The sequence below is a fragment of the Nitrososphaera sp. genome (genome assembly GCF_036397675.1).
In the GTDB taxonomy this organism is placed as follows: Archaea; Thermoproteota; Nitrososphaeria; order Nitrososphaerales; family Nitrososphaeraceae; genus Nitrososphaera.
Genome location: NZ_DASWIL010000018.1, coordinates 1 through 18,207 on the forward strand (window position 1 = coordinate 1; position 18,207 = coordinate 18,207).

The following is an 18,207-nucleotide window of genomic DNA, read 5'->3' on the forward strand; positions in this document are numbered from 1 at the left end:
AACAGGTTTAGAAAGTTGCTCATCAGGTACGAGAAGAAATCAGAGAACTACCTTGGACTGGTGCAGCTGGCCTGCTGCATCATTGTTTACAGGAGGTTAATTTTGGGATAGGCTCTTAATGACAAAGGCGGTTTTGCTGCAATTAGAATCCTCACAGGCGCGCTCAAGTGCAGAATCGAGGATATCGTCAAGTCTAATCGTGACCCGCTTGCTCTTAGGCATGTCATACTATCGTCCGACGCGCTATTTAGCTTTGTCCGACCGACTGTCGGACAAATATTACACAATGTACTACGCGCTAGCTCTCAAGTGTTGTGTGACAGACTATATACACACTATATACACATTGTCAGACGGTTTAAGCAAGGTGGAACCGTAGGCTATTGAAGCGTCGCTGAAAGTTACGGGGAAATATCTCCGGTATCTCCGGACCTCCGGGACTGTGTTTTCACGCTCAATCTTGCGTAAACAAGCCGGAGGTATTTCAGGTCATATCTCCGGAAGTATCTCCGGTCATCGGCAGCGTCGTTTGAGCACGATTTTGGCCCTCCGGAGATACCGGAGGTTCCGGAGATGTTTTCTCAATTCTTACAACCCTGGTGTTTGTCTTGCTGTCTGTCGCTATTTCTACCAGAATGCCAATCTCACGAAGGTTAGTTTTGACCTCATTCAGCCGCCGGCTTAGTGAGTTTGGAGCCTTTGGCCACGTCCGGCCGTTTGTGCTTATCTTGAGCCCCGCCGCTACGCTCTCTAACATCTCCAAGAGCTCCCGGGGAGTGGCCGTGATGGTCCGAAGGTCGTCCGGCTCCATCAGTTTCATTACAGCCGTCGCCACTGGATTGGCCTCTAAAACTTCGACACTCTGCAGCTTGATGTTTTCGAAATATGCCCGCGTAAATTCGTTCTCGTTGTAACCCATGCAGCGCGCTATAAGCTCGCCGTATTCTGCAAAGTCTGCCATGCGCGGATACTCGGTAAGCTGCACTTCGCCTTTGCGTTCCAGCACTTTCACCAGAATGTCAAAGATGTAGCCCAAAAGGGCCGGTCTTATAGCGTCCAGTTCTGCCATTAACAGCGATTCCTTCCTTCGCCGCTCTCTCGCGATTCTCTCAAGCTGAATAATGATGGCGCGGTCTAGCAGGTCGGGCTTGCGTGCGACTATGTTAATGCCGTTCAAAAGTATGCAACGCCTAAAGTTGTAAATGATATCGTCGTCGTCGCTGTACAGCATCCTTTTCGAAGAGCCGGAGCCGTCAACCGCCTTGCATAATTCGTCCGACTGCCAATCGTCCAGGCGCGAAACGTTATCAAAAAGTGCAACGTAGTTATGAGAAAGTTGCTGCGTTAGTTCCGCCGGTGATTTTGGAAATGACAACTTTTCGGCCGCGCTTGGGTCCACTATTCCTTTGACGGAACGCTCCAGCAGCGACTTGCCGCTCCCCTGCTCCCCGGCCGTAATCAGGATTGGCTTTGCGATATTCGGAATGAACAGTGAGACTAGATAGCACTTCAATAACAGCTTGTGGCCATCATTTGTGATGTTTGTCAAGGAGAGAAATCGGTCGATTATATCAGGAGGGTATTCTGTGACCGGTTCAGCCTGCGGCGCGTTGTTGCTGTGGCGTGCAAACAATACCGGCGCTTGCTCTACAGTCCAGCCGTCGCGCGTGACCTTGACACATTCCCATTTTGTATTTGTCAGGTCGTAGTAGATGGTCGAATCTTCCTCTGCTGCCCTTATCTCGATATGCCGGCGCGTGCCATCATAGACCGCCTTACCTTTCAGGATATTTAGCACGGCCGATATATCCTCGCTGCTAAGCGTGGCCTGCTTTTCTCCGTAGTACATACGCGCAATCCAATGTTTGAAACCTATTGAATTTATCGAGATTGTCTCGACATGTGCATTTACCTCGATAACAGCATACGGTTTCTGGTACTGGTCGGCAAAGAGCTCTATGCAGTTAGTGCTTACAAGCTCCAGCGCTATCTCGCTCTTCTTTTTGGCCTGGTTGTCCGGGAGCTTGGCTTCAATCCCAGCCAAGTTCAAACCCTCCCTCAAGCGTTTCCTTCTCTATTTCCTTTGCAAGTTTCACCGCGAGAGCATTTGCACCTTCCCACGTGGCGATTATGTCGTACTCGAAAGCGCCCCGCAGGATGGTCTCTGAAAGCTCGTTGACCGTCCATGAATTGCAGAGCGGGAACAAGTACGGCCTTCGCGGGTCGCCGTTAAGATAGAGCGTCCGACGCGTCAATATGACACTCTTAAGCGGCTGTCTCCGCTCATGCTTCAAGAGAAGAGCGGTCAAGCGCTCAAACCTCGCAATTCTAAGGCTATTCGGCTCTTTGCGACAAATGAGTACCTGCGCTCTCCGCACCTGTGGATAATGCAATACTCCGCGTCAACGTTGACCCCGCAATTCTTGCAATGCAGAAAGCATCGCCAGCATGCGCAGCTTGGCAAGTGTTTTACGCCACAATTGACCAAATCATTATTAACAAGATTGCTATTTCTTCTCATGACACTCACTCCTATGTTGGGCTGGGCCTGGCTTGCGACCGGCCCGGCGCGACTAGGGATTTCCTACCTCATCTTGGTACGGCGTCAACAGAATTCCGCCATCTTTTGACATCTTTTCCTCCATTACTTGGCCGTGTTTCAGCTTAAGGAACAGTGCAATCGTGCTATCGAGTTGTACAAAGTACTTGCCGTCTAATTCAACGACTACTTTAAGCGCGGTGTTTGTCTCGTGAGCCTTCATTTCTTACGACTCCTCTCGATTTTGTCGAGTGCTTCATTAATGGCCCGGTCAATCCTATTGTGAATCGGCCGGCCTACGACGCTCTGCAACCGTTCTAGAGTTTCCTCCTTCAGTTCAATACGCATGGACAATTGTACAACAGTTAAATAATTAACATCTCATCCTAATGCTAGAGGTAAAATTAGGATAGAATGCGCGAAAGCCAATATCTAAGACGCTTGGAAAATGGCGACTGGGGAAGCTTGTTGCACCATCGCAGCAGGACAACAAAAACTGAGATAGCGCAAGGGGTCGTGAAACAGCTTCAGAAAAATTACCACTGGCTAATGGTCGGCTTAAAGAAAGTGCCTGAGCCGTACATTAGCGAAGTTCTACCAACCCAGTACGCGAAGGATTTGGCCTGGGCCATGCTGGATGATTGGGCGAGGGACTACCGATTTAATCAGTTGGACCGAGAAATCGGGAGGCTGAATGAAGAAATCAACCGTGCTGAAAAGGAACTGCCAACCATGCCTCGTGGGAACCAAGAAATCGAAAAGAAAATCCGGGAGGTACAAAATATGATAAAGAGCAGAAAACGCCGCCTCGCTATGCGCAAGAGGGATATTGCGGAGTTAGGCCCAACATTCGATGAAAGAAGGTTAGCTGTCGCAGAGCACATGGCAATGATGAGTATCAGCTATGTTCTGGAAGAATATAGGAAAGTTATGCCACGTACCAAGGAAGCAATGGACGATCTCAAACAACTGCATGATAACCGCGACCTGCTAACTAAGATTGCATATGACATTCCTAGGCAATTAGTCATAAATGAAGCGCTAAGAAAATGGGAACAGCAGCGAAAACAAAGCGGGAAGGGCTAGGCCCTCTTATTTGTCGTCGGAACCTCTACAATCAGCCTTTCCTTGTTCTGCTCTAGCGCCTTTTGCGATTCAAACCCTTCCTTCCTCGCCTCGAGTTCACGCATGAACCGCGCTTCCATGTCCTGTAGCTTTTGCTCGTACGACTGCGTTAGAACCCGTATCTGCCGGTCGGTCTGCTCTTTGACTACTTTAAGCTGGGCCTCTATATCCGCGCTGTGAGCTTCCAATCCTGCCACGTCCAAGAATGTCAGGTACGGCTCAATCTTGCGGAACATTTCTTCCCTCTCACGCTCGCTCTTGCGGTAGTAGGTGCTGTTTTCGTGACCAATCCACCATTCACTGTAGTCAGAAAAGCCGAGATCTGAGATCGCTGTCTTGGCAAAGCGCCTCAATGAGTTCTGAGTTATCTCCCTGCGTCGGCCATTCTCCTCCCACGAACCCATGCTAATGCTCGAAAGAAGATCATGGAACCGCTTGCCAAGTTGGTTGTACTGTGTCTTTGGTTGGGGTATCTTACCATCAACATGATATGGTGCAAAGAAGAGGTCCTCGGGGTTGGCCTTAGGGGCCCTCCAGACCTTCCTCTCATTGACCGTCGTGCGGTACGGTCTGTACTTTTCTGCGAGCCATAGCTTCGTCTGTTGTGCAAGCTCTTTCGTCATTCGCCTTGTCCTTGCAACGCGCATTTTGGAAAAATCTGCTCGGAAAGTTACCGTCTCCTTTTCTAAGTCGACATCCCGATTTCGTAGGGCGGCGTTTTCTAGCGGGCGGGGGCCGTATGCGGCCTCGTACATGAGGTAAGTCTTTAGCCTTACATCTTGCGCGGCATTTAGTATTGTGATCACGTCTCGTTTGTCCACAGCCTTCTTTTCTACTGATTCTCTTCGCGGCAGACTGACTTGTTCTTTAAAGTCTTCGTTCGTTATCGGACAGCCGGAGAACTTCAAGAATCGCTTAGCTACCTTGACCATAACCCTGAGGCTATTGGGTTTGATTTTCTTGTCACCGGTTCGCTCACGCGTTATGAACGCTGCAAAGTCGGCAAGCACATCGTAGGGATTGTGCTTGCCTGCCTTGATGCTGTCTACAAAATCGTCAAGCTCGGCCTGCTCTTGTGTTCGATAAATAAATTGTGCAAGGGCGGCAGTGTGCGTCCTGTATGTGCTGGCTGTACTAGGACTTGCGGTGGCTTTACGGTCCACGTACTTTTTCGCGTACTTGCTTCGCTCAAAATGTGCCACCTCATTAGCCGTGTACAGCTGCTCCTGTCGTTTCACCGCAAACAGTTGCGCCATTTCTGGCTCCCTGTCGGGCATGTCCCTTAAAACCTTTGAGGGTAAATGCTGTCCTGTCCATGTTATTCTTTCAGATCAAAAGCGTTGTCAGGTACATCAGGAGCATGCCTGTGGCGATGCCTGCCACTACCGGCCCGCTCAGAAACTTTTCCTTGCCCCCTGCAAACTTGAATATCGCGTACACTACCTGGAACACGGCTCCGGCTCCAATGGCAAGGAAGACCACCGACGCTATGGGCGAAGCGATGAAGCCCCCAATCCACGCGCCTGCTATGGCCGGCGCCCCCGCTATGAACCCGAGCAGGGCGAGAAACGCTATCCTCGGCTTTTGCCGGGCGACCGGCGCGACTATGGCCAGGCCCTCGGTCGTGTTGTGCAGCGTAAAGCCCACAATTAGAAAAGTGCTCAGCGCCACCTCGCCGGCCACCATAGCGCCCCCTATTGCTAGGCCCTCGCCAAGGTTGTGCAGGCCGATGCCTACCGCTATCATGAGCGCGACTGAAGAGGCGCCGACAATCGCGGTCTTGCTTTTCCCCTCGACCAACCGCTCAGAAACATAGAGTAAGGCGAGAAACGAAACGACGGTCACGGTCGCAATTAGCACCACCCCGCCAAGCGATCCTGCCACCGTCTCGGCCGAGACTTCGTTTGCCTCCACGACTGCGTCGATGCCAAGGAACAGGAGCAGACCTGCCGTCAGGCTCATGAAGAACATGTATTTGCCCTGCGACAGCTGTCTCAGGAACGGGAGCCACAACAGGCCTATCATTACCGGTATTATGCCGACGTACGTGCCAAGCAGCGCCAGCAGCGAAACCTGCCCCGCGTCGGGCCTTGGCGTCATGGTGGCCGCCTGGACGCTTCCGGCAAACCGCGTGCCGTCAGACGTCGTGATGCCGATTTCGTATGGCTGCCCCTCATTCCAGTCGTACGGGATGACGACCCTTGCCGCGCCGTACCTCTCCAGTGTCTTTGAAGGCTCTATCGCAGCCGGCCTTATCCTGTCGTTCACGTCTGCCATCGCGATGTCAACTGTCTCGGGGCCTGTGTTCCGGATGTGCGCGATTATCAGCTTCTCTCCAAACTCTAGGCGTTCTACCGTGACGTCGGGGAGCGGCGTGCCAAAGTTCAAGAAACTGTTTCCCGGCCACAGCAGGAACGCTATCATCGCCCCGAGTATGACAAGCGGTATTACGGCGCTTGCAACAAGTTTCCCGGTCCCGACGCTTGAAGGCCGCTCCACTCAAATCACTCCATTACCAGAAACGTGCCTGTCCAGCCCTTCTCTGCAAACTCGGTCTTGTGCGCGTGGAACATGTACAGGCCCGGATAGTTGTACGAGAATTCCAGTATCGAGCGCTCGCCCTGGCTCATCGTTATCATGTCTGTAGATTCGTCAACAGTCAGGCCCGTGCCGGTCCTGTAGACGTCGTACACGTTGCCGTGTAGGTGGAAGTTGTTTATCGGATCAAACTCGAGTATGTTCACGAGGTAGACGCGCACCAGCCGGCCGTTTTCGATCTGTATCGGGTGGTGCATGTAGTAGAACGGGATGCCGTTTACGGTGTAGAAATTGTTCTCGGTGTCAAAGTCGGTGTCGTAGCCGTTCATCAACATCAACATCTCGTCGGCTGGCGGCCGGCCCTCCTTGGGATCAATGATGTAGACGCCGTAGAGTCCGTGTGCTATGTGCTCCTCAATCGGCTGGACGTGGCAGTGGTACAGGAAAAGACCGTAGGGCTCGGCGGTGAACTCGTATGTGAACCTGCCTCCGGGCGCTATCACCTCAAAGACGCCGTCCATGTGTGCCTCGTGGATGCTGTGGAAGTGCATCGTGTGCGATTTTGAACCGTTGTTGATGAAGTTAATCCGGACAAGGTCGCCTTCAGTCGCCCTTATTGTGGGGCCCGGTATGGTCCCGTTAAACGTCCACGCGTTGTAGAATATTCCCGGCGAGACTTCAAGCGTCTGGCTGTCGTCGGCTATAATCGTGAACTCGCGAAGCGTCGTGCCATCCGGAAGCGTAGAGACGCGGCCATAGTTAAATTCCCGGAGGTATCTGTCAGGGTCTATCTCTTCTGTGTTTATCCTGTTGTCTTGGTGCTCCGGGTCAAGCACGTCGCCCGTGGTTGTGTAGGATTCGAGGGCGTGGCCCTGCACCAGCTTTTCCTCGTTCTGCGCCTGCGCCCGGGGCCCAAGCGACGAGGCGGCAAATATGGTGCCGAAAACGGCGACGGCGACAACTGCCGCTAGGAGTAACTTGGCGTTAAGCATAACCGGCGTAGTATGATTAGAGATTCTGCGTAATAAATGTTAGTCTTGGCTAACATTATTAGCCAATGCTATTTTGCGCGAAGTTTATTTTTCCTTGATTCAAAGAGCAGCCAGATGCAGCGGTACTTCATCCACCTACAAAACAGGGTCTACACACCAAAAGACGCGACCATGCTCCTTGAAAGGGCGCGTGAACTTGCCAAGGATGTTGTCGTGCGCGATTCAAGGGTGTCGAAAAAATACATCGAGTTTGATACGAGCATTCCCGACTCCATGGACGTGGGCGACCTTGTCGGCAGGCTGGAAAAGATATCGCCACTTGCAAGCGTCGAGCACATCGTCGAGAAGGACGTACCCAAAGATGAGGCCGTAAGGCACGCTGTCGAGCTCTTCAACGAAGAAAAGTATTGGGGAGCGCACGAGGCGCTTGAGGCGGTCTGGAAGTCGACGCCAAGGGGAAAAGAGCGCGACATGATAAACGGCATAATACTTGTCGCTGCCGCTTTCGTGCACGACCTGAAGGACGAACGGGAGATATGCCTGTCGATACTTGGCAGGGCGATGAAAAAGCTTGACGGCGCCGGTGGCGCATATCACGGCATCAACGTTGACAGGCTGGCGGCGCGTGTCAGCAAGATCTTACGGACGGGCAGGATAGAGCGCTTCACAATCTAGCCGCGCGGACGATTGCAAGTATCACAGTGCTTATCGCAGACAGGACCAGTAGTGAGGTTCCCGCCATGAGCAGGACGCCACCGGACAATTCCCCGGCTACAAGAAGGGTTAGGCTTGCAGACCATGTTGCAACAAGCGCGCATTTTGCCCGCCTCATGTCCCATTGCCTGCGCCTGCCTTGCAGGGCAAGCATGGCCGAGAGGGGCGCAAAGTACAGCAGGCCTATCAGCGCGCTAGCAGTGAGGCCGGCGCCCACTATGGCTGCCTCGCCATTGAACGCGAGAAGATCATGAACTTCAGCGCTCAGGTCTAGGATGCCGAGCAGCGGATATACTGACGCTCTGACAGCGTCCTTGAGCCACGGCTGGCCCCGCTCGAAATCCGCGACCTGTGGACTGAACGAATAGTACCAGCCGTCAAAGACCGTCATGAAGCTGGAGCCGGCAAGCGTGTTCAACGCGATGCCGTCCCTGAAATGCCTAAGAGCCTGCACCTGCGGCGCGAGCTCGCTGCTAAACGCCGCCGTCGCGATAAGGCAGCCACTGTTGCTGCCAGTCAGGTCCGTGCTGGAGCTTGACCCGACGCCTGCCGCCTCAAGCGTCACCATTTCAGAAACGTACTGGTCCGAATCGGCCACCAGGCTATACCGGGCTACCTTGTACGTCTGCAAGCGTTCTGTAACAACTATGCCAGAGCCGCCGTTCTGCCCCGGCGACATGTCAGACACCCGGTCGCCGATTTCTATTAGCGCCTCGCCTATAGCCACGACCTTGCCATCCTGGTCGTAGAGGGTCGCAATTACTATCGGGTTTGTCGCGGTTTCACTCCCCTCGTTTCTTGCGTCCACGTTGATGAAGTAGAGCCCGAACACGTCAAGGCGCGAGCTTGCAGACAGGATCTTCAGGTTCTGCGATTTTGCCTCCGCCGTCTGGCCGGTTGCTGAAAGCGTATAATTTGCCACCTGGTTCACGGTCACTGGGTCTAGATAGCGCATCTCAAACGACGCCACGCTGCCGGGGTTTAGCACTCGGACCTTCGGCGCCTGAATGAATTCAGACAAAAGTTTGCCGTCCATGTCGTAAAACGACGCGGTGATCCTGACGTCTTTAGCGGCAGAATCAGAGTCGTTGCGCACTTCGCCAAATACGTGCATTATTCGGGTTTCGTCCACAAACGACGACTCGTTCTGAAAAGAGAACGTCTCTGCATAAGCCGGCAGTGTGGTGAGCAAAAGCACGGCTGCAACGATAGCAGGAATCCACATCGGCAGTGTTTTTCGCGCTTGCTGGTTATTTAAGTTGAAAAGGAATAGGTATTATAGGATGCGGGGCGGAACAAGTGGGGAAAGCGCTTGTCAGACCTGACCGTCGTTGCCGGGCCCTCTTCGCCCGAGCTTGCCGCGAGAGTGGCGGCCCACCTTGACGCCGCCCTCGTGCAGGCCGAGCTCAGGGTGTTTTCCGACGGCGAGAGCAAGATAAGGCTCGCAGGACCTGTAGCCGGCAGGTGCGTAATAGTCCAGTCCACCCACCCGCCAACAGACTCACATCTACTGCAGGCGATGATGATGGCAAGGAAGTGTGCCGATTCCGGTGCCAAGGTGTGCGCGGTCATCCCGTACCTCGCCTATGCAAGACAGGATAGGGCGTTTCTTGAAGGCGAAGTGGTCAGCGTCGCGCTCGTGGCAAAACTCCTTGAAGCCTCAGGCGTTGCTTCTGTTGTCACGGTGGACATACACAGCGAGGCGGCGCTTGCGTACTTTGCAAGGATAAAGAACATTTCCTCGATTCCGCTGCTTGCCCTTCACGCGGCCAAGATGAACCTGTCAGGGCCCATTGCTGTGTCACCGGACGCTGGCGGCGCGGCGAGAGCCGAAGAATTTGCGCGCCTGCTAAAGACTGACTCGATAGCGCTAAAGAAATCTAGAGACAGGACGACCGGAGATGTGACAGTTGACCCGAACATCGGTGCAGACGTTTCGGGCAGGGACGCAATCCTGGTAGACGACATGATAAGCAGCGGGGGCAGCATCGTAAAAGCCGCCGAGGTCCTGAAAAATAATGGCGCCGGCAGGGTATACACCATGTGTGCCCACGCCCTTATGATTGGCGACGCGACCAAGAAGATACAGGCAGCAGGAGTGCAGGAGATAATAGCGACAAACTCCATACCGGGCGCCCATGCAAAGGTGGATCTGGGCCCGGCCCTTGCTGACGCCGCCAGGGCAATCTTGTGACAAGCATAAATCCGGCTCTATTGCAATAACACCTGTCTTGGCAAATATGCAGATGGTTTTCTTGGGCACGTCGTCGGCCGCCCCCACAGTTGAGCGTGGTCTGTCGTCGATAGCGATAATACGCGAAGGCGAGCTCCTGCTGTTTGACGCAGGTGAGGGTATGCAGCGCAACTTCATCAAGGCCGGACTTGGCATGAACAGGGAGATGAAGGTGTTCATCACGCACATGCACGCTGACCACTGCGTCGGCCTACTCGGGCTCTTGCAGACAATGGCGCTGCAAGGAAGGGAGCGCCCGCTTGAGATCTACGGCCAGCCAAGGCTCAAGGAATTCCTGCTTGAAAACATGAGGATAATAAACTTCAGCCTCACGTTTGATGTCTCCATACACCCCATCGAAAAAGAGGGTGTTGTCGTTGAAGAAGACGACTACCAGGTAACGTGCTGCGAGGCTCGGCATTCCATACCCGCGCTCTCGTTCAGGCTTGACGAGCGCGACAGGCCGGGGCACTTTAACGTCGAGCTTGTGAAAAAGATTGGGATACCGGAGGGTGAGCTCTACAGCAGGTTGCAGCGCGGGCAGGATGTGGAGTACAACGGCAGAATAGTGAAATCGTCAGACGTGGTGGGTCCGCCAAGGCCGGGCAGAAAGATAGGGATTTCAGGCGACACACGGCCTACTGACAAGCTGGCGCAGTTCTTCAGCGGATGCGACGTGCTGGTATTTGAGTCGACGTACGCGCATGACAAGCTGCAAAAGGCGCTTGAAACGTCGCACTCGACTGCGACAGATGCGGCCACGCTCGCAAAGCAGGCAGCAGTCAAAAAGCTGTACTTGACTCACTTTAGCGCCCGCTACGACGAAACGTCGGCGCTTGTAGCCGAGGCGTCTGCGATATGTGGAAACGTTGAGGCGGCAGAAGACCTGAAAGTGGTGGACATACCATACCCCTCATAGCTTTATCGCGTACTGCACAAGGTCGTTTGCCAATCACAGCTGCAGAGCGAACCGTTATACGTGCGCCAAAATGACGAGGGCTGATGGCCGACTCGTGGCTCGAGGTGAGGTCTTGCGACGATGAAGGCGCAAGGGAGCTTGACAAGGAAACCGTGCAGCACATCCCGGCCCTGTCAGATGCCATGAAGGTAGCGGAAAAAGCCGCAGGCAACGTGCAGAGAAAAGGCGGGCGGTACTGGGAGTATTCGGTCAGGCTTGCAGAGAAGGAGCTCGGTGAAATGTCGGGCCTTTTTTTAGGAGGCACGGAGAAGGACGAGGGGCGGGCGACATTGCGCACAATCGACGTAAAGTACAACGGCAGGTGCTACGCGCTCACGCTTTTTACCTTCAAGGAGTAACGTATTTATTAAAAACGGGTTTTCATGCCTACGTGTCGCTATGGTGATTAACGAGGAGCTACTTGCCGCACGCAAAAGGGTCTCAAGCAAGCGTCCCAAGTTCATAAGGCAGGAGAGTTGGAGGTACGACAGGCTTGCAGAGAACTGGCGCAAGCCCAAGGGCAAGGACAACAAGATGAGGAAGCAAAAGGCAGGTGTGCCCGCAATAGTCAAAGTGGGCTACCGCGGTCCCAGGGTTGCAAGGGGCCTCCACCCTTCAGGCTATACGGATAACGTCGTATACAACACAGGCGACCTTGCAGGGCTCAACCCGAAAAAGGACGCAGTGAGGCTGGCCCACACCGTTGGGACGCGCAAGCGCAAGGACATCATCGAGCAGGCCACAAAGAAAGGTTTCAAGATCCTGAACGCAGGCAAGCTCGCTCCAAAGAAGGAGGACAAGTAAATGGTGGTAAACATCCGCAAAAAGCGCGAGCTCGTCGCAAGGATACTCGGCGTCGGCGTAAACCGCGTGAGGTTTGAGCCGGACAAGCTAGAGGACGTTGGAGATTCTATCACCCGTGACAACATACGCTCGCTCGTCAACAGCGGCGCGATATGGACGGTCAAGACCCGGGGAACTTCAAGGGGCCGGGCGCACGAAAAGCGCGCGGTCTGGAAGACGCACGGCAAGGGGCCGGGCTCAAAGAAGGGCAAGATGGGTGCAAGGACCGGCAAGAAGCAGGTATACGTAGTCCGCGTCAGGTCCATGCGCTACCACTTGAAGGTCATGAAGGACCGCAAGGATATCGCAAACGACGTTTACTGGCACCTGTACAAACAGGTCAACGGTGGTCACGTGAGGTCACTTGCCCACCTGCGGGAGCTCGTAAGCGCAGCCAAGACACACTAGTTCTTTTTCAAAACGGCGCGCCTATTTTCAAAATCCTTTATCCTCTCGCCTTCAAACGACAGGCCCTCGCCGGCAAGTATGTCCTTTTTCACTTTTGTCCCGTAGGCGTAGCCCCCGATGCCGCCGTCCGACGTGACCACGCGGTGGCACGGCACCACTATCGGGTCGGGGTTTGCGTTCATTATTTTTCCGATGGCGCGGGCGGCTCTGGGGTGCCCAAGGGCTTTTGCCAAGTCGCCGTAGGTGATGACCTTGCCTTCCGGAACCTTCTTCAAAAGAGCGTAAACGTCGCTTGAAACGAGATGGTCTCTCATATCTGTATTATCGCGCTGGTCGTATTTCAAACTTTCATGACCTCAAGGCCGGTCTTTTCTGCCATCTTTGTTATCCGGTCCTTGTGGCTCCCAAGCCCCTTTGGGTCAAGGACGACGTGCGTCACCCTTTCAGAGCTTTTCTTTATCATCTGTCCAAGCATCGGCTCGTCGATTGCGCCAAGGTTATGCTTTGACGCAACGGCTGCAAGCCCGAATTCGGATTCTAGCAACAGCTTGTTGAACTTGGTAGGGTAGTGCGTCCCGCCGATTGCGACGCCCACCTTTTTGCACGGCTGCACGTTTTGTAGCGCGGAAAGGATGCACCTGCACATCGCAGATGCAGCAGTTTTGTTGGCCCACTCCTTTTCCGACGAGCCCAGCTCTACAAACAATACGGGCTTTCCAAGCGACGTGGGCCCGTGGTGCGTAGCCTCGATTATCACGTCGTAGCCCGGCACCTTTGCCCTTGTTATCGCCTTCAGGTACGCCTTTTGCAGGCCGGGCCAAGCTATTGCTATCTCGCCCGGGTTTCCGCCAAAGGGCGCGTCTGAGAAATTGCCGGTGCAGTGGCAGGTAAGCGTCGGTATGCCGCTGTCCGACCTATGCTTTGAGAGGAAAACGAACGCTAGAGCATCCCGGTAAACCTCGTCAAGGTCTTCAAGCGTGAGCAGGCTCTCCTCAGTCATGTGCAGGGTCATGCCCCTGTGCTTTGGTGAATCGCCGTCGGGCGCAAATCCCTCCTCGTTTTTGAGGTAATCATATATAGTGATGCCCGCAAGGTCCTGGGTTGAGGCGACTAGTACATATCTGGACACTTGAGAACCGTTGTAATTTCAGCACTATTTTAAAGTAAACTTATAAATTGCATCGGCACTCCGCGTAGTTGGCAATACATGAGCGATCCGCTAAAAGAGACCCAAGACGATGTGGGCGAAGAGATCAGCTTTGAGGATAACCAAGATATAGAGGAAACTGTCGAGGCGCGGCCTACGAAAGCAAAGGCGGAGACCAAGGCAGAAGTCCAGCTAGAGGCGCCCAAGCCGGCGCCGGTGAGCGACAAGCCGGCAAGCGACAGCAAGTTCTTTGCAATCCGCACGACGGGCGGCCAGGAGCGCATGGTAGCAGACATGCTCTACACCAAGGTGACAGCCAAGAAGATAGGCATACGTGCAGTCATGGTGCTTGACAGCTTTAAGGGCTACATCATTGTCGAGGCGCCGGACTCTAACATCGCCTACGAGGGGCTTGCAGGCATCAGGCATGTTAGGGGCCAGATAAGAGGTGACCTGCCTTTTAAGGACATCGAAGGCTATTTGATAAAGAAGCCTACTGTCACCGAGCTGTCAATAGACGACACGGTCGAGGTCATAGCCGGCCCGTTCAAGGGCATGAAGGCCAAGATAACGCGCGTTGACTATGAAAAGCAGGAAGCAACAGTAGTTCTGCTTGACTCCCCGTACCAGATACCAGTCACGGTGGACGCCAACTATTTGAAAAAGGTGCCCCACTGAAGAGTTAAATAAAGAGGGCGAGCAAGTGACCCCATCCGGCTTTTCGGTGCCATTTAGTTGATAGTCGACCTGAACCTGAAGGGCAAGCACGTCATTGTGATCGGCGGCGGCACAGAGGGTGTCAGGAAGGTCAACGCGCTCCTTGGCCAGGGCTGCAGGATTACCGTCATCAGCAACAGGTTCAACAAGTACCTCAACTTGCAGGCAAAATTGGGCAAGATAGGGACTGTCAAGGCAAAGATAAAGGACGCAGGCATCCTTGATGACTATGACAATCCTTTCCTCGTGCTTGCTTCGACCGATGACAGAGAGCTGAACCGCAAGCTGTGCCAGAGGGGGCGGGAAAAAGGAGCGTTCGTTTATTCAGTCGACGACCCTGCTTACAGCGACTTTTCCTACGCGTCTGTAATCAACATCGAAGGCGTGATGCAGGTCGCCATTTCAACGTCGGGCAAGAGCCCCATAATGGCCCGGCATGTAAGGATACGCGCCGAACGTATCCTGCGCAAGGTAATCAAAAAGTCCGACGTGGAAAACGCGAAACTGCAAGAGTTTGCAAGAAACGCCGCAAGACCAAAGATACATACCGTGGAAGCGCGCAAGGAATTCCTGTACGCCTTGTTGAGGGACAAGAACATTCAGAACCTTATTAAGGAAGACAGGATTGATGAAGCTAAAAGCGCCACGCTTGAGCTGTTGCGAAAATGGGTGATGAAAAGCAAATGACGACAGCGGTCGGGACGCAAGATCTTTCCCTGCCCGTGCAGATCGTCAACGCAAGGGTGACGTACAAGAACGCCCCAATACACGTTCTTGAAAAATTTACGTTCAAAGATGTTGAATCCTCGCACAAGGCGTTCATGGATGCAGGAGCCGACGAATGTGTCATACTCCAGACATGCAACAGGGTCGAAGTGTATGCTGCCGCAAAGAGCCCTGACGAGGCAGGAGTGCTCCGCCAGTGGGCCCAGTCCGCGGGATTGCAGGACAAGGACCTTGCAAGCGTCGAGGTCGAGGTCGGCAAGGACGCCGTGATGCACCTGATGAGGCTTGCGTCGGGGCTTGACTCTCTCGTAGTCGGCGAGGACCAGATCCTAGGGCAGGTGAGACGCGCGTTTGAGTTTGCAAGGGCGAACAGCTACGCAAGCGCAAACCTTGCCATGATATTCGACAAGGCGCTAAAAGTTGGAAGTAGAGTGAGGACCGTAACCGGCATCAACAAGGGCAACGTCTCCATAGCGTCTGTTGCAGTCAACCTGGCCGACGAGTACTTTGACGACATGAAGGCCAAAAAGGTGATGCTCATAGGATCCGGCGAAGGGGCAAGCCTCGTCGCAAAGGCGCTGAAAAAGCGAGGCGTTGATTTCATGGTCACGAGCAGGACCTACGACAGGGCAAGGTCGTTTTCAGAGACGGTGGCAGGAAGGCCGGTCCCGTTTGACGCAGCGCTTGGCATGTTCCAAGAACTGGACCTGATATTTGTCGCCACCACCGCACCGTATTTCCTGATAACGCAAGAGCGCATGGAAGCCGCCATGAAGGACCGCAATGGCGCGGTCATGATATTCGACCTTTCAAACCCAAGGACGGTGGACGAAAAAGTCGCCACGATACACGGAGTAAAGCTGATAAACATGGACCAGATAGCAGAGCTTGTCGAAAAGAACGTGCGCTCCCGCATGAAGGAGGTCAATTCCGCGCAAAAGATAATCGACGACGAGATGAAGTCGGTGGACAGCATGATGAAGAGGCTCAAGGCAGAGCCTGTCGTCGTTTCGGTCTTTAAAAGCGTCGACCAGATCCGCGAACGCGAGCTGAAAAAGGCGCTTTCGATGCTTGCGTCCAGGTCTGGCCCCGAGCAGGAAAGGATAATTGAGCAGCTCTCTTACGCCATAGTCGAGGGAGTACTGTCTACGCCCATGAACTATTTGAGAAAGGAGATAGTGGCGGGCGGCAGGGAGAGCGAAGAGCTGATGAAGATAGTGGCCAAGTTGTTCCAGTATGACGACGAAAAAGCCCAGTGAGGGTTTTCCTGACGTAAGGCTCAGGCGGCTCCGCAAGACGCAAGCAATCCGCGACCTTTTCCAGGAAACTAGGCTCTCCACAAAGAACCTTATTGCGCCGATATTCGTTCAGGAGGGGCTCAAAAAGGCTCAGGCGATAACCTCGATGCCGGACATCAGGCGCCTGCCGCTTGCCGGCCTTGCCAAAGAAGTCGGAGAATTGTCGGACCTTGGAGTCGGATCGGTCATACTTTTTGGGATACCCATTGAGAAGGACGGCAAGGGGTCGTCGGCCTTTGACGACAAGGGAATAGTGCAGAAATCGATAGATGAGGTGCGCAAGCACTTTGGCGACAAGGTGGCGGTTGTCACCGACGTGTGTCTGTGCCAGTACACGTCGCACGGCCACTGCGGCATTTTGTCAGGAAACAGGATAGACAACGACAGGAGCATCGACATGCTTGCTAAAGTTGCTGTCAGCCAAGCACGCGCCGGCTCGGACATAGTCGCGCCCTCTGCAATGATGGACGGGCAGGTGCAGGCGATACGCAAGAGGCTTGACGACGCCGGTTTTTCCGAAACCGCGATAATGAGCTACTCTTCAAAGCAGGCTTCGCCCCTGTTTGCGCCTTTTCGCGACGCCGCCTACTCGACGCCGGAATTTAGCGACAGGCGTTCGTACCAGATGCCCTTTGCAAACGCGCGCGAGGCGATGCGCGAGATAGAGCAGGATGTTGCAGAAGGCGCAGATGCGGTGATAATCAAGCCCGCAATCCCCAACCTCGACCTGGTCTACCAGGCAAAGAAGATGACGAACGTGCCTATATGCGCCTACAGCGTGTCAGGCGAGTATGCGCTGATAAAGGCAGCGGCCATGGAAGGGTGGGTCGACGAAAACGCCGTCATGACTGAATTTCTGACCGCAATAAAGAGGGCCGGCGCGGACATGATAATCACATACCAAGCCAGAAAGATGGCCGAGCTTTTGCAGTAGATCCACGTTTTTATTTGCGGAAAGGCTGAGCAGCATTGATGTTTGCAGCCGACTCTGGGTCTGAGCGCGCGACCAGCATCGAGGACTACCAGAACACGTGCACCGAGTTCATCACCGACATAAGCAAGGACTACACGGACTGGGTGAACCGGTACCAGCTCGGCGACGAGGAGACGAACAGGCGCAAGGCAGTTATCCAAAATGTCGTCAAGACCACGAACGAGTGGATAAACAGGTTCGGCACGACGATAAAGAAAATAGACATCATCATGAACGACGGCGTGAACAAGATGGCCGAAAACACTGCCGGCTATCCGTTCAAATATGATGTCTTCGTCAACAATACCAGTCATTATGCGACGCACCCGGTGGGCATCGTGAAGGTCAACCTGAAAGCCATGCCGAAGCAGGGCAGACTTATGCGCGTCGGCAACTACCACAAGGATCAGTTGTTGCTCATAAGTTCCAGCTCGCCCGTCAACTTCTCTCTGAGCAAGTACAGCATGACTGCAGCCGACGTGCTTGACGACTATATCATAATCGATGCAAAGAACTGCCAAAAGCACGACGTAATTTCCATAACCGCCGTCGTGGAAGAAGTGGAGAAAGATAACGTGACTGAAAGCAGGGGATATTCTACACTCATTTTGCTCACGTAATCTGGGACATGTTTAAATTACCTTACAGTATCGACATGCTCTAGTGCGACGGTCGTCCAGTTTGGTCTAGGACATCAGATTGCCAATCTGGTAACCCGGGTTCAAATCCCGGCCGTCGCATTCTCTCTCATGCATTAGGCCGGGTTGCAGTTTACTCTTTACCGTAGACGGGGCTACTCTTAACCGTGTACGGTCTTGCTCGCTACCGTTTACGGTAAATGCAGCGCCTAGCTCGAGCTTGCTAAACGCGCTTGCTGATTTTTTTAGGTCTTGGTCATACAGTATGCCACAGGCTTTGCAAAAATAGCCCATTGCCGCAAACCGCGCCTTTTCGCCATGTCTTTCGTACAATGTCTTCATCTTGTTGCCACATTTA

At 53.7% G+C, this 18,207-nt stretch carries 21 protein-coding genes, 1 tRNA gene and 1 pseudogene; 14 read left to right on the forward strand and 9 right to left on the reverse strand.

What is annotated here, in order from left to right:
• Positions 1-111: pseudogene (locus VGA14_RS03210) on the forward strand (IS5/IS1182 family transposase); the annotation flags it as partial.
• 373 nt (positions 112-484) lie between these two features.
• On the opposite strand, the gene VGA14_RS03215 reads toward VGA14_RS03210, so the two are convergent.
• From VGA14_RS03215 to VGA14_RS03225, 3 genes are all read right to left on the reverse strand, one after another.
• Entirely contained in the window at positions 485-2,044 is a 1,560-nt protein-coding gene (locus VGA14_RS03215; RefSeq protein ID WP_331002304.1) for a hypothetical protein, read from the reverse strand.
• Positions 2,031-2,309: a hypothetical protein gene (locus tag VGA14_RS03220; protein WP_331002305.1), complete on the reverse strand. Its 279-nt coding sequence runs from the start codon at positions 2,307-2,309 to the stop codon at positions 2,031-2,033. The genes VGA14_RS03215 and VGA14_RS03220 overlap by 14 nt, the downstream gene beginning before the upstream one ends.
• 264 nt (positions 2,310-2,573) lie before the next feature.
• Entirely contained in the window at positions 2,574-2,762 is a 189-nt protein-coding gene (locus tag VGA14_RS03225; RefSeq protein WP_331002306.1) for a hypothetical protein, read from the reverse strand.
• Between the two features lie 218 nt (positions 2,763-2,980).
• Between VGA14_RS03225 and VGA14_RS03230 the strand changes: the two genes are divergently transcribed.
• The gene (locus VGA14_RS03230) at positions 2,981-3,625 is read left to right on the forward strand and encodes a hypothetical protein (RefSeq protein ID WP_331002307.1); all 645 of its coding nucleotides are present in this window, start codon (positions 2,981-2,983) and stop codon (positions 3,623-3,625) included.
• On the opposite strand, the gene VGA14_RS03235 is transcribed toward VGA14_RS03230, so the two are convergent.
• From VGA14_RS03235 to VGA14_RS03245, 3 genes are read right to left on the reverse strand one after another with little or no spacing between them, the layout of a single operon-like run.
• Positions 3,622-4,941 carry a site-specific integrase gene (locus VGA14_RS03235; RefSeq protein WP_331002308.1) on the reverse strand — a complete coding sequence of 440 codons (1,320 nt, stop codon included), beginning with the start codon at positions 4,939-4,941 and terminating at the stop codon, positions 3,622-3,624. The two genes, VGA14_RS03230 and VGA14_RS03235, sit on opposite strands and share 4 nt — an antisense overlap.
• Positions 4,942-4,990: 49 nt before the next feature.
• Positions 4,991-6,163 (reverse strand): ZIP family metal transporter, encoded by a 1,173-nt coding sequence (locus VGA14_RS03240; RefSeq protein WP_331002309.1) that lies wholly within the window; start codon positions 6,161-6,163, stop codon positions 4,991-4,993.
• Between the two features lie 5 nt (positions 6,164-6,168).
• Positions 6,169-7,194 (reverse strand): multicopper oxidase domain-containing protein, encoded by a 1,026-nt coding sequence (locus tag VGA14_RS03245; protein ID WP_331002310.1) that lies wholly within the window; start codon positions 7,192-7,194, stop codon positions 6,169-6,171.
• Between the two features lie 114 nt (positions 7,195-7,308).
• Between VGA14_RS03245 and VGA14_RS03250 the strand changes: the two genes are divergently transcribed.
• Positions 7,309-7,869 carry a DUF309 domain-containing protein gene (locus VGA14_RS03250; protein ID WP_331002311.1) on the forward strand — a complete coding sequence of 187 codons (561 nt, stop codon included), beginning with the start codon at positions 7,309-7,311 and terminating at the stop codon, positions 7,867-7,869.
• Here the strand turns inward: VGA14_RS03250 and VGA14_RS03255 are convergent.
• Positions 7,859-9,133 carry a CFI-box-CTERM domain-containing protein gene (locus VGA14_RS03255; RefSeq protein ID WP_331002312.1) on the reverse strand — a complete coding sequence of 425 codons (1,275 nt, stop codon included), beginning with the start codon at positions 9,131-9,133 and terminating at the stop codon, positions 7,859-7,861. The two genes, VGA14_RS03250 and VGA14_RS03255, sit on opposite strands and share 11 nt — an antisense overlap.
• Positions 9,134-9,220: 87 nt before the next feature.
• Here VGA14_RS03255 and VGA14_RS03260 point away from each other — a divergent pair, with 87 nt between their 5' ends.
• From VGA14_RS03260 to VGA14_RS03280, 5 genes are all read left to right on the forward strand, one after another.
• Positions 9,221-10,102 carry a ribose-phosphate pyrophosphokinase gene (locus VGA14_RS03260; protein ID WP_331002313.1) on the forward strand — a complete coding sequence of 294 codons (882 nt, stop codon included), beginning with the start codon at positions 9,221-9,223 and terminating at the stop codon, positions 10,100-10,102.
• A 46-nt stretch (positions 10,103-10,148) separates the two neighbouring features.
• Complete coding sequence (gene rnz / locus VGA14_RS03265; RefSeq protein WP_331002324.1) at positions 10,149-11,060, forward strand: ribonuclease Z; 912 nt, start codon at positions 10,149-10,151, stop codon at positions 11,058-11,060.
• An 83-nt stretch (positions 11,061-11,143) separates the two neighbouring features.
• Positions 11,144-11,458 (forward strand): hypothetical protein, encoded by a 315-nt coding sequence (locus VGA14_RS03270; RefSeq protein ID WP_331002314.1) that lies wholly within the window; start codon positions 11,144-11,146, stop codon positions 11,456-11,458.
• A 40-nt stretch (positions 11,459-11,498) separates the two neighbouring features.
• Positions 11,499-11,903, forward strand: coding sequence for a 50S ribosomal protein L32e (locus VGA14_RS03275; RefSeq protein ID WP_331002315.1), 405 nt, complete (start codon positions 11,499-11,501; stop codon positions 11,901-11,903).
• The gene (locus tag VGA14_RS03280; RefSeq protein WP_331002316.1) at positions 11,904-12,350 is read left to right on the forward strand and encodes a 50S ribosomal protein L19e; all 447 of its coding nucleotides are present in this window, start codon (positions 11,904-11,906) and stop codon (positions 12,348-12,350) included. It begins immediately after the preceding gene.
• Here VGA14_RS03280 and VGA14_RS03285 read toward each other — a convergent pair.
• A complete protein-coding gene (locus VGA14_RS03285; protein WP_331002317.1) occupies positions 12,347-12,664 on the reverse strand; it encodes an MGMT family protein in 318 nt (105 codons plus the stop codon). The genes VGA14_RS03280 and VGA14_RS03285 overlap by 4 nt on opposite strands.
• A gap of 26 nt (positions 12,665-12,690) precedes the next feature.
• A complete protein-coding gene (locus VGA14_RS03290; protein WP_331002318.1) occupies positions 12,691-13,479 on the reverse strand; it encodes a D-aminoacyl-tRNA deacylase in 789 nt (262 codons plus the stop codon).
• A gap of 78 nt (positions 13,480-13,557) precedes the next feature.
• On the opposite strand from VGA14_RS03290, the gene VGA14_RS03295 reads away from it, so the two are divergent.
• From VGA14_RS03295 to VGA14_RS03320, 6 genes are all read left to right on the forward strand, one after another.
• Positions 13,558-14,175 carry a transcription elongation factor Spt5 gene (locus VGA14_RS03295; protein ID WP_331002319.1) on the forward strand — a complete coding sequence of 206 codons (618 nt, stop codon included), beginning with the start codon at positions 13,558-13,560 and terminating at the stop codon, positions 14,173-14,175.
• 57 nt (positions 14,176-14,232) lie between these two features.
• Positions 14,233-14,901, forward strand: coding sequence for a bifunctional precorrin-2 dehydrogenase/sirohydrochlorin ferrochelatase (locus VGA14_RS03300; protein ID WP_331002320.1), 669 nt, complete (start codon positions 14,233-14,235; stop codon positions 14,899-14,901).
• Positions 14,898-16,199 (forward strand): glutamyl-tRNA reductase, encoded by a 1,302-nt coding sequence (hemA, locus tag VGA14_RS03305; RefSeq protein ID WP_331002321.1) that lies wholly within the window; start codon positions 14,898-14,900, stop codon positions 16,197-16,199. Before VGA14_RS03300 ends, hemA begins: the two co-directional genes overlap by 4 nt.
• Positions 16,177-17,172 carry a porphobilinogen synthase gene (gene hemB, locus VGA14_RS03310; protein WP_331002322.1) on the forward strand — a complete coding sequence of 332 codons (996 nt, stop codon included), beginning with the start codon at positions 16,177-16,179 and terminating at the stop codon, positions 17,170-17,172. Before hemA ends, hemB begins: the two co-directional genes overlap by 23 nt.
• Before the next feature lie 38 nt (positions 17,173-17,210).
• Positions 17,211-17,831, forward strand: a complete 621-nt coding sequence (locus VGA14_RS03315; protein ID WP_331002323.1) for a hypothetical protein — start codon at positions 17,211-17,213, stop codon at positions 17,829-17,831.
• A gap of 45 nt (positions 17,832-17,876) precedes the next feature.
• Positions 17,877-17,951, forward strand: a tRNA-Gly gene (locus tag VGA14_RS03320).
• The last annotated feature ends 256 nt before the right edge of the window (positions 17,952-18,207 follow it).